Genomic DNA, 13,370 nt, shown 5'->3' on the forward strand with positions numbered 1-13,370 from the left:
AGATGTGTTTAAGAGACATGTCCTTTTCTCCAAGGTTCTGGCCCCATTCTCGCAGGACAGACGGGTTCGTGCCATTTAGGATGAGCGCCAGGATTCCCCATTGTCTTTTCAGCCCCCGTTTCCATCATGAGCAGCCGCATCGAAACCGCGCCCGGCGGCGCGAATGCCTCGCCGCAAGGCCTGGCCCAGACTTCCACTACCGCGCAGGCCACCGAGCGGACCGGCTTCCGGGTGCTGGGGGCGATCAGCTTTTCGCACTTCCTCAACGACATGATCCAGTCGCTGATCCTGGCCATCTATCCGATGCTCAAGGGCGGCTTCAACCTCAGCTTTACCCAGATCGGGCTGCTGACCCTGACGTACCAGATCACCGCCTCGCTGCTGCAGCCGGTGGTGGGCCTGTACACCGACAAGCATCCCAAGCCGCAGTCGCTGTCGATCGGCATGGGGTTCACGTTGTGCGGCTTGCTGCTGCTGTCGGTGGCGCCTACCTATGGCGTGCTGCTGGTGGCCGCGGCGCTGGTGGGCACCGGGTCGTCGATCTTCCATCCGGAGTCGTCGCGCGTGGCGCGCATGGCGTCGGGCGGGCAGCACGGGCTGGCACAGTCGATCTTCCAGGTTGGCGGCAACGCGGGCAGCGCGACCGGGCCGCTGCTGGCGGCGTGGATCGTGCATCAGCAGAGCAGCGTGGCGTGGTTCTCGCTGGCGGCGTTGCTGGCGATTGCCGTGCTGTGGCAGATTGGCGGCTGGTATGGCCGTGAACTGGCGCACACCACGCGCAAGCGCAAGGCTGTCGCTGCCGCCGCGCCGCTGCCGCGCCGCACCGTGGTGCGGGCCATGGTGGTGCTGATGGCGCTGGTGTTCTCCAAGTATTTCTACATGGCGAGCCTGAACACGTATTACACCTTCTACCTGATGGAGCGTTTTGGCCTGACGCGGCAGAGTTCGCAGCTCTACCTGTTCGTGTTCCTGTTCGCGGTGGCGGCCGGCACCATCCTGGGCGGACCGATCGGCGACCGCATCGGCCGCAAGCGCGTGATCTGGGCGTCGATCCTGGGCGTGGCGCCGTTCACGCTGATGCTGCCGCATGCCAACCTGTTCTGGACTGGCGTGCTGTCGTTCATCATCGGCTTTATCCTGGCGTCGGCGTTCTCGGCCATCCTGGTGTTCGCGCAGGAACTGATCCCGGGCAAGGTGGGCATGGTGTCGGGCTTGTTCTTCGGCTTTGCTTTCGGCATGGGCGGCATCGGCGCGGCGGTGCTGGGCAAGCTGGCCGATGCGCATGGCATCCAATCGGTCTACCAGCTGTGCGCCTTCCTGCCGTTGCTGGGGCTGCTGGCCATTTTCCTGCCAGACCTGGGCGGGCGAAAAAAGCTGGCCTGAGCCTGCGCGCGGCGGCGCTCGGTTGAAGTCGATGGCGAGCACGCCGGCGGGTTCGCCGGTGGCGCGGCCGCCTTCGCGGATGGCGGCCGCGCAGGTGGCCCACCAGCGCACGCCGCAGGCGAGCGCGTACAGGTCGCCGCCGGCCACGTAGCTCCTGTCAGGGTGGCTGAGCCGGTCAGCGGCCGGTCTTGTCCTGCGACACGTCCATGATCATGCGCGTGAGCAGGTACAGGCGCGGCGTGACCGAGTTGAGGTCGACGTATTCCGCATCGTTGGAGTGCGCGCCAAAGCCGCGCAGGCCAAAGCGCTCGATCACAGGCGCCTTGGTGGCGGCCGCGGCAAAGGCCGCATCGGTGCCGCCGCCTTCGGCGGTGTCGTACACGGCCAGCTTCTCGCCGATCTCCGCATACACGCCTTGCGCGTGCGCGGCCAGCTTGCGCGCGGCGTCGGTGACTTCCAGCGGCGGGCGGCGACGTTCGAATCTGACCTCGACCTTGGTCTCGGGAATCAGCTGCTTCTTCACGCGTTCCTGCAGCGTGCGCTCCAGGTTGTCGTAGTCGGCGGTGCGCAGCACGCGCACGTCGGCCTGGGCCGTGGCGGTGGCCGGGATCACGTTGCGGTTGGTGCCGGCCGAGGAGATCGTCCAGTTCACCTTGAGCCCGGTCTCGTGGTTGGACAGGTCGCGCATCTGCAGGATCTGGTGCGAGAGTTCATACAGCGCGTTGCGGCCGTTCTCGGGAGAGCTGCCGGCGTGCGACGCCTTGCCGTGCACGGTCAGCGAGATGGCGCCGATGCCGCTGGTGGCCAGCGACAAGCGGTCGCCGGTCACGCGCGTGGCTTCGCAGGAGAACACCGCGTCTTGCTGGCTGCCCATCCTGGTCAGCATGGCGCGCGCGCCCGGCGAGCTGATTTCCTCGTCGCCGTTGATCAGCACGGTCAGTGTGCCGTAGTCCTTGAAGCCCATTTTCTGCAGGATGGCCACCGTATGCAGGATCACCGCCACGCCGTTCTTGTCGTCGGCGATGCCCAGGCCGTAGGCGCGCTCGCCGTCGATGCGAAACGGCTGCTGCGCCAGCATGCCGCGCAGGTAGACCGTATCCATATGGCCGATCAGCATGATGTTGCGCTTGCCCGTGCCCTTGAACTGCGCCATCACCATCTTGCCCACTTGCCTGGGCGTGTCTTCCATGCGGTAGACCTCGGTAGGCTCGATCAACTGCGCGTCGCCGCCCATCGCGGCCAGCCGGTCGCGGATCAGCGCGGCGATGCGGTCCAGCCCTTCGATGTCCTTGCTGCCGGACTCGATCGAGACCAGGTCCTTGAGGGTGGCGATGAGCGCTGGCTTTTCTTGCTGGGACAGCTGGTAGGCGGGCTCCACCGGCGCCGCTTGCGCGGCAGCGGCGCAGAGCAGGGCGGCGAGCGTGGCCGCCGCTTTCAAGGATGGACTGCAGCGATGGGCAAGCGCGCTGGCGCGCGGGCTAAAGTTCAAGCGCATGTGGGGGCTCCGTGATGCAGTGAGGAAAAACGCAGTGGGGGGACAGATAAAAGGCAGGGCGGATTGCAGGGTTCGTGCCATGCGTGGCGCACGCGTTGCTGCGATGCGCCTGCCTGATGCGTCATTCGCCGGCCGTCTCGAAGCCCTGCAGCCAGCGCCGCAACAGGCTTGCCAGCTGCCTGCGCTCGGCGGCCGAGAGCCGCTCCAGCAAGCGATGCTCATTGGCCACGTGTACTTCCAGCGCGTGGTCGATGCGCACGCGGCCTGGCTGGGTCAGCTCGATCAGCAGCCCGCGCCGGTCATCCGGGTTGGGGCTGCGGCGCACCAGCCCGGCGCGCTCCAGATGGTCGATCCGGTTGGTCATGGTGCCTGAGGTGATCATCAGCGAATCGATCAGCGCGCCCGGCGACATCGCATAAGGCGGGCCAGAGCGGCGCAGCGTGGCCAGCACGTCGAACTCCCAGGTATTCAGTCCGGTCGGCGCCAGCGCGGACTCCACCGCGCGGTCAGTATGGCGCGCCAGGCGCCACACCCGGCCGATGATGCCCATCGGCGCGGCGTCCAGGTCCGGGCGCTCGCGCGCCCACTGGGCCAGGATATGGTCGACCCGATCGCCCCCGCCTTCGGGGGCCTCGCCGTTGCCGGCTTTCGGGGAGGGCGCCGTCGCGCTGCTTGCCTTGGGTTTGCCGCGGGTAGCCATGGTGGGCTGCTGTTGATCCTGGATGACGAGAATCTTGACATCAAGGCTTTCGGTTCGTAAAGTGGATTTTATATCTTGATATCAAGAATGTTGTCTTGAAGAAAATGGAGCCATGACGACATGAAACCCGCCCCTCAGCGCGACCCCCGGCCCGCCTCGCCAGCGCGGCGCGCGGCGCGCCCATCCTCGTCGTCTTCCACGCCTGCCCCGCAGGTTCAGGTACGCACGGCGGATGTCCTGCTGACCGCTTCGGCGCCCCTGATCTGGGGCAGCACCTACCTGGTCACCAGCCAGTGGCTGCCGCCGGGACAGCCGCTGCTGTCCGGCGTGATCCGCGCGCTGCCGGCCGGCCTGGCGATGCTGGCGTGGGGCCGGCAACTGCCGCGCGGCGGCTGGTGGTGGAAGGCGGCGGTGCTGGGTGTGCTCAATATTGGCCTGTTCCAGGCCATGCTGTTTATCGCCGCCTACCGGCTGCCGGGCGGCGTGGCGGCCACCGTGGGCGCGATCCAGCCGTTGCTGGTGGTGGTGCTGGCGTGGCTGCTGCTGGGCGCGCGGCCGCGTCCGGCGACGTGGCTGGCCGGGCTGGGGGGCATCGGCGGCGTGGCCTTGCTGGTGCTGGGACCCGCCGCGCGGCTGGACGGCGTGGGCGTGGCGGCCGCGGCGGCCGGCGCGGTGTCGATGGCGCTGGGCACGGTGCTCGCCAAACGCTGGCGGGCACCGGTCTCGCCGCTGGTGCTCACCGCGTGGCAGCTCACCGCGGGCGCCTTGTTCCTGCTGCCGTTTGCGCTGGCCTTCGAGGCCCTGCCGGCGCGGCTGACGGTGCCCAACGTGCTCGGCTACCTGTGGCTGTGCGTGGCCGGTGCCGGCGTGAGCTATGCGCTCTGGTTCCGCGGCATCGGCCGCTTGCCGACTGCGGCGGTGTCGGCGCTGGGCCTGCTCAGCCCCGTTAGCGCCACCGCGCTGGGCTTCCTGGTACTCGGCCAGCGCCTGAGCCCGGCGCAGATGGCCGGTGCGCTGCTGGTGCTGGCCAGCGTGTGGCTCGGGCAGCGCGCGCCGAAGGCGGCACCGGCCGCAGCCGGAGGCGTCGGGGCCTCAGATGCCTCAGATAAGGCGCATGGGCCGTTGGCACCGCGGCAAGGGTGAACTGCAAGGATGAACGCAAAGGTGAACGGCCAGGGTGAATGGCGCGCCGTTTTTGCGGCATCATGGCGGGCATGACGTCCGCCGTACCTTCCCCCACCTCCCCCCGGCCCGCTTGCGATCACTGTCTGGCGCTAGCGGCGGATTCCCGCCGGCGCGAGCCGCATGAGCGGCTTGTGCTCAAGCACACCGCGCCGCTGGTCAGCCAGAGCGCCGCCGGCGTGCCGTTCAGCATGCTCACGTTCACGTGCCGCGAGTGCGGCACCGTATGGCGGCTCTATGACCGCGCCAACGAGCTCTTTGTCTCGTGGGTGCCGGACCGCGCGCTGGGCCGCGGCGCCGATCGGATAAGATAGCGCCTGCTTCCTGCCTGCGTGCTGACGGTCCAGCGCCCGGTTCCGGGCCGCCCGGCGGCGCCAGCACGGCCAGTTCCGTCGTTCCGTTGTTCCGTCTTCCAACCGTTGTCCTCGTCGTCCCCCGCCATGTCCGTTTCCCACCGAATTCCCCTGCTGGCTGCTGCCTCCGTGTTTGCGGCCGCCCTGACGAGCCCGCTCGCCAATGCCGCTGACGCTGCCAGCGCCGCTGGTGCCGCTGGGGCATATCCAGCGCGCCCGATCCGGCTGATCGTGGCCTATCCCACCGGCGGCATCAGCGATACCGTGGCGCGCGCGCTCGGCGAGCGCCTGTCGGCCCAGATGGGTGCCTCGGTGGTGGTGGAAAACAAGGCCGGCGCGGGTGGCAGCATCGGCATCGACGCCGTGGCCAAGGCCGCGCCGGACGGCTACACGCTGGGCTTTGCCTCGACCAGCCCGCTCACGCTCAACCCGCACGTGGGCCGCGTCAACTACGATCCGCAGCGCGACATCGCGCCGGTCATGAGCGTGATGTACTCGCCGGTGCTGGTGATCGCCACGTCGAGCTTTGGCGGCAAGTCGTTCCAGGACCTGCTGGCGCAAGCCAAGGCCAAGCCGGGCTCGGTGCGCTGGGCCACGTCGGGCCTGGGCACGGTTGGCCATGTCATGCTGGAACAGGTCAGGTCGAAGGCCAAGGCCGACCTGACCCTGATCCCCTACAAAGGCGCGGGCCAGCAGATGAACGACGCGCTCGGCGGGCAGTTCGAAGTGATGAGCACCAACGCCAGCCCCATGCTGACCCAGCACATGCAGGCCGGCCGGCTGCGCGCGCTGGCGGTGGGCGCGCCCAAGCGCATCGCGTCGCTGCCCAATGTGCCGACCTTTGCCGAGCTGGGCTACCCCAAGGCCAACCTCACCTCCACCTTCGGCATCTTCGCGCCGGCGCACACGCCCGCGGCCATCATCACCAGGCTGAATGCCGAACTGAACAAGGCCCTGCAAGAGCCGGAGGTGCGCGAGCGCCTGCTCAAGGGCGGCGAAGTCCCCACCGGCGGTACCGCCGCGCAGTTCGCCAAGGCCATCCATGCGGAATACGACGACAACGCCCGCATCGTGAAGGAAGCGGGCATCAAGGCGGACTGACGGGCCGGGCGGCCGCGTCACGGCTGCTCGATCAGGTCCAGCCGGCAGCCGGTGGCATACACCGCCGACAGGCGCACGCCATTGCGCGGCTCCAGCGCCAGCTTGGTGCGCACGCGCGACAGGTGGCTGTCCACCGTGCGCGACGCGGACGGCATGCTGCGGTGCCAGACCGATTCCTCGATGGTCTGGCGCAGCAGCAACTGGCCGGCATGGCGAAACAGCAAGACCGCCAGCGCGTACTCCTTGGGCGCCAGCTTGACCAGGCGGCCGTTGACGAAGGCGCGCCGCTCGGCCAGCACAAAGCGGTACGCGCCCAGCTCAAGGTCGCCGCAGGCCTGCGCTACCGGCGCCATGCGCCGCAGCAGCGCATCGACGCGCGCGGCCAGCTCGGCGTGGCGCACCGGCGGTGCCAGGAAGGCATCCGCGCCATGGGCGAAGCACCGGGCGATATGGTCGTCGTCGTTGTGCTGGCTCAGCAGCATGACCGGCAACGCATCGCCGAGGGTACGGCGTATCCACAGCAAGACGTCGCGCGCCGGGATGCCGGGAACCTCCCAGGCCATCAGCAGCAGCGCGTATGGCTCGTTGCGCAGCGCCTGCATCAGCGCGCCCCCTTCGCGAAAGCGCACTGCCTCATGGCCGCTGAGCCTGAGCGTCTGTTCCAGCAGGATGGCTCGCGCCGGGTTGTCCTCCAGTACTGCGACTCGCATGAACTCTCTCCTCGTGCGCGGCATTGCCAGGGCATCTTAGCGTCGCGGCCCGCGTGGCGGATCGTGAATAGAGGCTGCCGCCGCAGATTGCGAAACTTCTCATGCGACAGACTTCTCTCGCGGCTTCTAATGACGGATAGCCCCGCATCGTCGGGTCACTCCCTGGCGCCGGCGGCGCCAATTACCGCGAGACCGGCGGGCGTCCAAGCCTTTCCGGCCAAATTGCATGGGTATGAAGATCGCATCACTGGAAGATGAACCCGCCGAGGCGGCCCTGATCCGGCAGATTCTCGGCGAGGCCGGGCATGCCTGCACCACCTTCACGCGCAGCCGCGACCTGCTGCGGCAACTGCGCGAGGAGAACTTCGACCTGCTGCTGCTCGACTGGCAGATGCCGGATCTCTCCGGCAAGGAGGTGCTGACCTGGGTGCGCGCCAACCTGGACCGGCGCGTACCCGTGATGTTCCTGACCTGCCGCGTGGAGGAGGAAGACATCGTCGATGGCTTCGCCACTGGCGCCGACGACTACATGCTCAAGCCGGTGCGTCGCGGCGAGCTGCTGGCGCGCACCCGTTCGCTGCTGCGCCGCGCCTATCCGGACCCGGGCAGCGGCGGCGCGCAGGTCGCGCTGGCCGACTACGTCATCGACTGCGCCGCGCGCACGGTGGCGCATCGCGCCCGGCCGCTCAGGCTGACGCCCAAGGAGTTCGACCTGGTCGTGCTGCTGTTTCGCAACGAAGGGCGCATCGTGTCGCGCGACCATATCGTGGCGGCGGTCTGGGGGCGCGAGATCTCGCCGCTGTCGCGCACCATCGATACGCATATGTCGCGTGTGCGCAGCAAGCTTGCCCTGCATCCGGAGCACGGGCTGCGGCTGCTGCCCGTCTACACGCATGGCTACCGTCTCGAGCTCACCGGCGCGGCGCCATGACGGCGTGGCTGCGTTGTGAAATCCTGCGCTGGGTAGCGGGCCTGCGTGCTGTCGCGCGTTGCCTGGAGCATCTCGCCCTCAGGATGGGAGCGGGCACGGAAGAGGGCGGGCAAGACATGACTGCAGGCATGGCCGCCATCCGCGCGATGCCGCCTGCCGGCGGCGCCGTCGATGCGGCGGCCTGCGACAGCGCTGCGCTGGCATCCTGGCAAACCGCCATGCGGGCGTTGTCGCACGATCTGCGCTCGCCGCAGAGTGCCATCCTGGCGCTGGTGCAATTGCACCAGGACGTGCCGCGCGCACGCGCGCACGCGGCATTCGTGGCGCAGGCGGCGGGCTATGCGCGGGCGTCGCTGCGGCTCACCGACGACATCGCGCGGTTGTTGCGCGAGCTTGCCCACGGTTACCGCATGGAGATACTGGAGCTGACGGCGCTGGTGCGCGAGTCCGCAGACACGTTCTGCCTGCCTGCCGGGCGCACGCCCGAACTCGACCCGGCTGGCCGCAAGGCCTGGATACGGGGCGATGCCGCCATGCTGTCCGAAGCCCTGCGCGTGCTGATGGCGCTGGCCATGATGTCCGCGGCCGGGAGCACGCCGCCGCGGGTGCGCCAGCGGCTCGACGGCAGCCTCTGCCGGATTTCGATCGCATTCGTGCCCGACCCCGACCCCGGCCCTGATGCGCAGGCGTGGCGGGCCGCGCGTGCCGGGACGCCGGCGATGCAGTTTTGCCGCCGCGTGCTGTTGCGCCATGGCGGCGCGCTCGATGCGGATCGCGCCGCGGATGCCAAAGCCGGAACGCAAGCCGGCGTTGTGTCCGACGGCGGCGTCACCTGGCATCTGCACTTGCCCATGCTGCCCTGAAAAACAAAAAAAGCACCCGAAGGTGCTTTCCTGCAGTCAGGCGTTACCCCACGCGAGCGCGGGGCATGCCGACAAGGACAATCAGAAAATGTGGCGAATACCGACTGCCGCACCGGTCTGGTTGTTCTTGCCCGGCAGTTCGGTCGTCACGCCGCCAGTCACCTTGTTGTAGTCCACGGTGCCGTAGACCTGGGTGCGCTTGGACAGCGAGTACTCGGCCAGCAGCACGCCGGTGTAGCGATTGCCAGCGTTGTTGGTCAGGCCATTCTTGTTCTTGATGTGGTCGCCGTAGAACACGCCGGTCAGCGCCAGGGCCGGGGTTGCCTGATAGGTCAGGCCCACGTAGCCGAGGGCGTCCTTGCGGGGGTTGTTCACAGCGTTGCCACCGACCGGAACCGGGTTGCCGGCAACGTTCATGAAGTTGGTGTCGATCTGGCCGGTCTTGTCCTTGCCGCCGACATAACCCACGAATACCTTCGCCGGGCCGATGGAGTACTTGCCAGCCGCGCCCCACATTTGCTGCTTGTTGCCGAAGGTGTCGCGGATTTCCTGGTACACGCCGCCGAAGCCGAACGGACCAACCGTATAGGCTGCACGGGCGCCGAAGTACGGCTTGCCGGTGGAGCTGGCCTTGGTCAGGCTGCCCGGCTGCTCACCGAAGCCATAGCTGGCACCCACGTCCAGGCCGCTGAACTTGCCGCCGTAGCTCACGACGTTGTTGGCGCGGAACTGGGTCAGGAAGAACGGCCAGGCGTTGGCTTGGTAGTTGCCGATGGTCAGCGGATCGAAGTCGCCGAAGAAGTTAAACCCTTCGGTGTATTGACGGCCCAGCTTGACGGTGCCGAAATCGCCTGCCAGACCCACATAAGCCTGACGATTGAACAGCACGCCCGACGAATTCATCGAGCCGTTGTCGAGGCTGTAGCCGCTTTCCAGCTGGAAGATCGCCTTCAGGTTGTTGCCGAGGGCTTCGCTGCCCTTCAGGCCCCAACGGCTTTGCGTCACAGCGCCGTCGGTCATCTGGAACTGGCTGTCGTTGGCCTTGTTGGAATTGTTCGTGTAGCGAATGCTCACGTCTGCAATACCGTACAGGGTCACGGACGACGATTGTGCGTAGGCGCTGCCGGCCAGCAGCGTACCAAGTGCGAGGGTCAGGGCTGATTTCTTCATGTGGCTCCTTTTCTATTCTGTGGTGTCAGCGATCGGATCGCGACGGCTGACGAGTTTACGTTTCGTGTAAACGCCCGCGAAAATTTAACAAAACAGAAAAGATTTAGACACTAATGCACGCCGTTGACGGTCTCTAAGCTGGCAATTGGTGCAAAAACGTTGCGACGCCGCGACAAATCTACGCAATGGTGCATCGCAAGATGAAGCCAGCGTTACTCGTGTACCCCACGGCGTGGGGATAGTGCCGGCAGCGCGAACGCGCGCCGGTCAGCAGGGCAGGCCAGGCGGGCGTTTCACGGAGACGCGCCGCCGCTTGAAAAGCCCGCCGGGGAGCGCTGGCCCGGCTCAGGGTTATCCCTGTGGGATCTCGATCTTGACCTCGAGCACCTCGAGATTGTCCTGGCGTTCCAGGCTCACGCGCAGATCCTGGTCGCTGATCTTTACGTATTTGGAAATCACCGCGACCAGCTCGCGCTGCAAGGCAGGAAGGTAATCGGCCGGCGCGGAATGGCCGGTGCGTTCATGGGCGAGGATGATCTGCAGCCGCTCCTTGGCAACCGAGGCGGACTTCTTCTTCTCGCCGAGCAGGAAGGACAGAATCGACATGATGGTAGACCCCCCTTACTTGTTGCCGAAGATGCGCGAAAGCAGCCCCGGCTTCTGGTAGTCGGTGAAACGCATCGGCTTGTCCTTGCCGAGGAAGCGGTCCACCAGGTCGCCATAGGCGTCAGCCACGTCCGAGCCTTCCAGGTGGATGGCCGGCGTGCCCTGGTTGGACGCGTGCAGCACGGCCTCGGATTCCGGCACCACGCCGATCAGCTTGATGCGCAGGATTTCCTGGATATCGGTGAGCGACAGCATTTCGCCGCCGTGCACGCGCTTGGGGTTGTAGCGCGTGATCAGCAGGTGTTCCTTGATCGGGTCGCCGCCTTCGGCAGCGCGCTTGGTCTTGGACGACAGAATGCCCAGGATGCGGTCCGAATCGCGCACCGAGGACACCTCGGGGTTGGTCACGACCAGGGCCTCGTCGGCGAAGTACATGGCCAGCAGGGCGCCGGACTCGATGCCCGCGGGCGAGTCGCAGACGATGTACTCGAAGCCCATGTCGACCAGGCCATTGATGACCTTCTCCACGCCTTCCTTGGTGAGTGCGTCTTTATCGCGCGTCTGCGAGGCCGGCAGGATGAACAGGTTTTCGCACTTCTTGTCCTTGATCAGCGCCTGGTTCAGGTTGGCTTCGCCCTGTACCACGTTGACCAGGTCGTACACCACGCGGCGCTCGCAACCCATGATCAGGTCGAGGTTGCGCAGGCCGACGTCGAAGTCGATCACGGCAGTCTTGTGGCCACGCAGGGCCAGGCCGGCGGAAAAGCTGGCGCTGGTGGTGGTCTTGCCTACGCCTCCCTTGCCGGAGGTCACAACGATGATTTTTGCCATGGCTCTTGGATCCAGTAATGGTTGAAGCTTGCGCTGCTGTGGTTTGGGCTCTGCGGCGGGTGTTACTTCATCCGGAGCGGTTCGAGAATCAGTTTCTCCCCGGACAGCCGCACCTGGGCCGATTTGCCCAGCACATCGGCGGGCAGCGGCAGTTCGGCGGTGCGGTAGATGCCGGCGATGGAGAGCAGTTCGGGCTCCAGGCAGGTGCAGAAGATGCGCGCCTGCGCGTAGCCCTTGACCCCCGCCAGCGCGCGGCCGCGCAGCGGGGCATAAATATGGATATTGCCTTCGGCGATGACCTCGGCGCCGTAGCTGACCAGGTCGAGGATCACCACGTCGCCGGCGGCGTAGATCTGCTGGCCGGAGCGCAGCGGCTTGTCGATCAGCATGGTGGGCACGCTGCGCGCCGCGGCTTGCGCGACGGCGGCCGCGGCGGCGGCTTCCACTTCGGTGGCCGCAGCCTTTGCCTCAGCCTGGGCCGCAGCCTGGGCGTCGGCCAGCGCTTCGGCCGGGGAGGGGCCTGCCGGCTCGGCCGGCGGGGTTTCGTCCCGGCCGCCGCGCCGGCTCTGGCTGTCGAGCAGCGGCAGGCCAAACGACTCGGCCCAGCCCCGCTGCGCCTCGCGGGCCACCACGCCGATAGCGCGGGCCTTGAGCTGGGCCAGGGTCTCGATCACCGTGTCCAGGGCCACCTGGTCGTCGCTTTCCAGCCGGCGCAGGTCCAGCGCCACCACATCGTTGGAGAAGAAATCGGGGGTCGATTCGAAGCGGGACAGGAGATCGTCACGCAGCGCTGCGATGTCCGTGGTCTTGAGAGCGAGGAGGAGGGCGTCGACATTGCCACTGCGCAGCTCGAAGCGTGGCGATTTCTTCTGGGACATAGTCGGTGACCGTGGAAATGGGACATTCTAACTTCGTCTGGGTGCAGAACTGTAACAAATACCGGGTGACCCGGGACCAGTGCCGGATGCGGCGCGTTGGCGGCGCTCTTGTTACGATTGCGCCATCTGAGCAACGGAGCAGTCATGGGCGCGATCGTCAACAGTGTGGCCTACCGCAGCGGCAAGCGCGTGGGTGATGTCGCCCTGGACCAGATCAGTGACGCAATCTCGGTCCCCGGCACCTTCGTCTGGCTGGGCTTGCACGAACCGGACCTGCCGCTGCTGCGCAAGGTGCAGCAGGAATTTGGCCTGCACGACCTGGCGGTGGAGGATGCCCTTGATGCCCACCAGCGTCCCAAGCTGGAGACCTACGGCGACTCCATCTTCATCGTGCTGAACACCGCACAGCTGGTGAACGACGAAGTGGTGGTCGGCGAGACCCACCTGTTCGTCGGCCCCAACTATGTGGTGTCGGTCCGTCACGGTGTGAGCAGCAGCTACGCCCCGGTGCGCGAGCGCTGCGAGAGCGACGCGCGCGCGATGGCCAACGGCCCGGGCTACGTGCTCTACGCGCTGATGGATTTCGTGGTCGACCACTACATGCCCATCGTCACCCGGCTCGAGGATGGCTTCGAGCAGCTCGAGCAGGGCATCTTCCGCGACGAGTTCGACCGTGCCGCGATCGAGCACCTGTACCACATCAAGCGCCAGGTGCTGCGCCTGCGCAATGCGGTCTACCCGATCGAGGAGATCTGCGGGCAACTGATCCGGCTGCACGAGGACCTGGTGCCCAGGGAGCTGCGCGCGTATTTCCGCGACATCGAGGACCATGCCAGCCGCCTGGTGCGCACCCTGGACGTGGTGCGCGAGATGCTGACCACCGCGGTGCAGGTGAACCTGGCGCTGGTCACGGTGGGCCAGAACGAAGTGGTCAAGCGCCTGGCCGGCTGGGGCGCCATCCTGGCGATTCCCACCGTGGTGTTCAGCCTGTACGGCATGAACTTCAACTTCATGCCGGAGCTGAAATTCCACTATGCGTATCCGACCGTGATCGGGGTGACCGCGCTGGCCTGCGGCGGGCTCTGGCGCAAGCTGCACAAGTCCGGCTGGATCTGAGCCGCGCGGCGCGGCAACCCGGTTGCCACGCCCGCCGCCCCCACGCAGCCC

The 13,370-nt window shown here is 67.0% G+C and carries 14 protein-coding genes; 7 read left to right on the forward strand and 7 right to left on the reverse strand.

Annotated features, from left to right (window positions below):
• Window positions 1-126: 126 nt before the first annotated feature.
• Window positions 127-1,383 (forward strand): MFS transporter, encoded by a 1,257-nt coding sequence (locus tag AC1RWI_RS36320; RefSeq protein WP_173430664.1) that lies wholly within the window; start codon window positions 127-129, stop codon window positions 1,381-1,383.
• A 175-nt stretch (window positions 1,384-1,558) separates the two neighbouring features.
• Here AC1RWI_RS36320 and AC1RWI_RS36325 read toward each other — a convergent pair whose 3' ends face one another.
• Both AC1RWI_RS36325 and AC1RWI_RS36330 read right to left on the reverse strand, forming a co-directional pair.
• Complete coding sequence (locus AC1RWI_RS36325) at window positions 1,559-2,878, reverse strand: M20/M25/M40 family metallo-hydrolase (RefSeq protein WP_492870722.1); 1,320 nt, start codon at window positions 2,876-2,878, stop codon at window positions 1,559-1,561.
• A gap of 121 nt (window positions 2,879-2,999) precedes the next feature.
• Window positions 3,000-3,578, reverse strand: coding sequence for a MarR family winged helix-turn-helix transcriptional regulator (locus AC1RWI_RS36330; protein WP_236701949.1), 579 nt, complete (start codon window positions 3,576-3,578; stop codon window positions 3,000-3,002).
• 120 nt (window positions 3,579-3,698) lie between these two features.
• Between AC1RWI_RS36330 and AC1RWI_RS36335 the strand changes: the two genes are divergently transcribed.
• The 3 genes from AC1RWI_RS36335 (at window position 3,699) to AC1RWI_RS36345 (ending at window position 6,214) form a co-directional block, all read left to right on the forward strand.
• The gene (locus AC1RWI_RS36335) at window positions 3,699-4,721 is read left to right on the forward strand and encodes an EamA family transporter (RefSeq protein ID WP_492870723.1); all 1,023 of its coding nucleotides are present in this window, start codon (window positions 3,699-3,701) and stop codon (window positions 4,719-4,721) included.
• A gap of 62 nt (window positions 4,722-4,783) precedes the next feature.
• Window positions 4,784-5,074 carry a hypothetical protein gene (locus AC1RWI_RS36340; RefSeq protein ID WP_043351117.1) on the forward strand — a complete coding sequence of 97 codons (291 nt, stop codon included), beginning with the start codon at window positions 4,784-4,786 and terminating at the stop codon, window positions 5,072-5,074.
• Between the two features lie 126 nt (window positions 5,075-5,200).
• Window positions 5,201-6,214, forward strand: coding sequence for a Bug family tripartite tricarboxylate transporter substrate binding protein (locus AC1RWI_RS36345; RefSeq protein WP_492870724.1), 1,014 nt, complete (start codon window positions 5,201-5,203; stop codon window positions 6,212-6,214).
• Window positions 6,215-6,231: 17 nt separating this feature from the next.
• On the opposite strand, the gene AC1RWI_RS36350 is transcribed toward AC1RWI_RS36345, so the two are convergent.
• On the reverse strand, window positions 6,232-6,924 hold the full coding sequence (locus AC1RWI_RS36350; protein ID WP_492870725.1) for a response regulator transcription factor: 693 nt from the start codon (window positions 6,922-6,924) through the stop codon (window positions 6,232-6,234).
• 232 nt (window positions 6,925-7,156) lie between these two features.
• Here AC1RWI_RS36350 and AC1RWI_RS36355 point away from each other — a divergent pair, with 232 nt between their 5' ends.
• Together AC1RWI_RS36355 and AC1RWI_RS36360 are read left to right on the forward strand one after the other, a co-directional pair.
• Window positions 7,157-7,855: a response regulator transcription factor gene (locus tag AC1RWI_RS36355; protein WP_043342736.1), complete on the forward strand. Its 699-nt coding sequence runs from the start codon at window positions 7,157-7,159 to the stop codon at window positions 7,853-7,855.
• The gene (locus AC1RWI_RS36360) at window positions 7,852-8,718 is read left to right on the forward strand and encodes an ATP-binding protein (RefSeq protein WP_492870726.1); all 867 of its coding nucleotides are present in this window, start codon (window positions 7,852-7,854) and stop codon (window positions 8,716-8,718) included. The genes AC1RWI_RS36355 and AC1RWI_RS36360 overlap by 4 nt, the downstream gene beginning before the upstream one ends.
• Before the next feature lie 81 nt (window positions 8,719-8,799).
• Here AC1RWI_RS36360 and AC1RWI_RS36365 read toward each other — a convergent pair whose 3' ends face one another.
• From AC1RWI_RS36365 to minC, 4 genes are all read right to left on the reverse strand, one after another.
• Window positions 8,800-9,888, reverse strand: a complete 1,089-nt coding sequence (locus tag AC1RWI_RS36365) for a porin (protein WP_043342741.1) — start codon at window positions 9,886-9,888, stop codon at window positions 8,800-8,802.
• Window positions 9,889-10,239: 351 nt separating this feature from the next.
• Complete coding sequence (gene minE, locus AC1RWI_RS36370; RefSeq protein ID WP_006164360.1) at window positions 10,240-10,494, reverse strand: cell division topological specificity factor MinE; 255 nt, start codon at window positions 10,492-10,494, stop codon at window positions 10,240-10,242.
• A 15-nt stretch (window positions 10,495-10,509) separates the two neighbouring features.
• A complete protein-coding gene (minD, locus tag AC1RWI_RS36375) occupies window positions 10,510-11,325 on the reverse strand; it encodes a septum site-determining protein MinD (protein WP_043342744.1) in 816 nt (271 codons plus the stop codon).
• A gap of 62 nt (window positions 11,326-11,387) precedes the next feature.
• Window positions 11,388-12,203, reverse strand: a complete 816-nt coding sequence (gene minC / locus AC1RWI_RS36380) for a septum site-determining protein MinC (protein ID WP_492870727.1) — start codon at window positions 12,201-12,203, stop codon at window positions 11,388-11,390.
• A gap of 144 nt (window positions 12,204-12,347) precedes the next feature.
• Here minC and AC1RWI_RS36385 point away from each other — a divergent pair, with 144 nt between their 5' ends.
• Window positions 12,348-13,319, forward strand: coding sequence for a magnesium and cobalt transport protein CorA (locus AC1RWI_RS36385; protein ID WP_043342749.1), 972 nt, complete (start codon window positions 12,348-12,350; stop codon window positions 13,317-13,319).
• Window positions 13,320-13,370: the final 51 nt, after the last annotated feature.

The organism is Cupriavidus sp. MPR-AND1C, assembly GCF_058809705.1.

Excerpts from the sequence above, each read along its gene's own strand:
- AC1RWI_RS36360 (WP_492870726.1), top strand. The coding sequence starts at position 7,852 with ATGACGGCGTGGCTGCGTTGTGAAATCCTGCGCTGGGTAGCGGGCCTG.
- minE (WP_006164360.1), bottom strand. The coding sequence starts at position 10,494 with ATGTCGATTCTGTCCTTCCTGCTCGGCGAGAAGAAGAAGTCCGCCTCG.
- minD (WP_043342744.1), bottom strand. The coding sequence starts at position 11,325 with ATGGCAAAAATCATCGTTGTGACCTCCGGCAAGGGAGGCGTAGGCAAG.
- minC (WP_492870727.1), bottom strand. The coding sequence starts at position 12,203 with ATGTCCCAGAAGAAATCGCCACGCTTCGAGCTGCGCAGTGGCAATGTC.
- AC1RWI_RS36325 (WP_492870722.1), bottom strand. The coding sequence starts at position 2,878 with ATGCGCTTGAACTTTAGCCCGCGCGCCAGCGCGCTTGCCCATCGCTGC.
- AC1RWI_RS36320 (WP_173430664.1), top strand. The coding sequence starts at position 127 with ATGAGCAGCCGCATCGAAACCGCGCCCGGCGGCGCGAATGCCTCGCCG.
- AC1RWI_RS36365 (WP_043342741.1), bottom strand. The coding sequence starts at position 9,888 with ATGAAGAAATCAGCCCTGACCCTCGCACTTGGTACGCTGCTGGCCGGC.
- AC1RWI_RS36330 (WP_236701949.1), bottom strand. The coding sequence starts at position 3,578 with ATGGCTACCCGCGGCAAACCCAAGGCAAGCAGCGCGACGGCGCCCTCC.
- AC1RWI_RS36335 (WP_492870723.1), top strand. The coding sequence starts at position 3,699 with ATGAAACCCGCCCCTCAGCGCGACCCCCGGCCCGCCTCGCCAGCGCGG.
- AC1RWI_RS36340 (WP_043351117.1), top strand. The coding sequence starts at position 4,784 with ATGGCGGGCATGACGTCCGCCGTACCTTCCCCCACCTCCCCCCGGCCC.
- AC1RWI_RS36345 (WP_492870724.1), top strand. The coding sequence starts at position 5,201 with ATGTCCGTTTCCCACCGAATTCCCCTGCTGGCTGCTGCCTCCGTGTTT.
- AC1RWI_RS36350 (WP_492870725.1), bottom strand. The coding sequence starts at position 6,924 with ATGCGAGTCGCAGTACTGGAGGACAACCCGGCGCGAGCCATCCTGCTG.
- AC1RWI_RS36385 (WP_043342749.1), top strand. The coding sequence starts at position 12,348 with ATGGGCGCGATCGTCAACAGTGTGGCCTACCGCAGCGGCAAGCGCGTG.
- AC1RWI_RS36355 (WP_043342736.1), top strand. The coding sequence starts at position 7,157 with ATGAAGATCGCATCACTGGAAGATGAACCCGCCGAGGCGGCCCTGATC.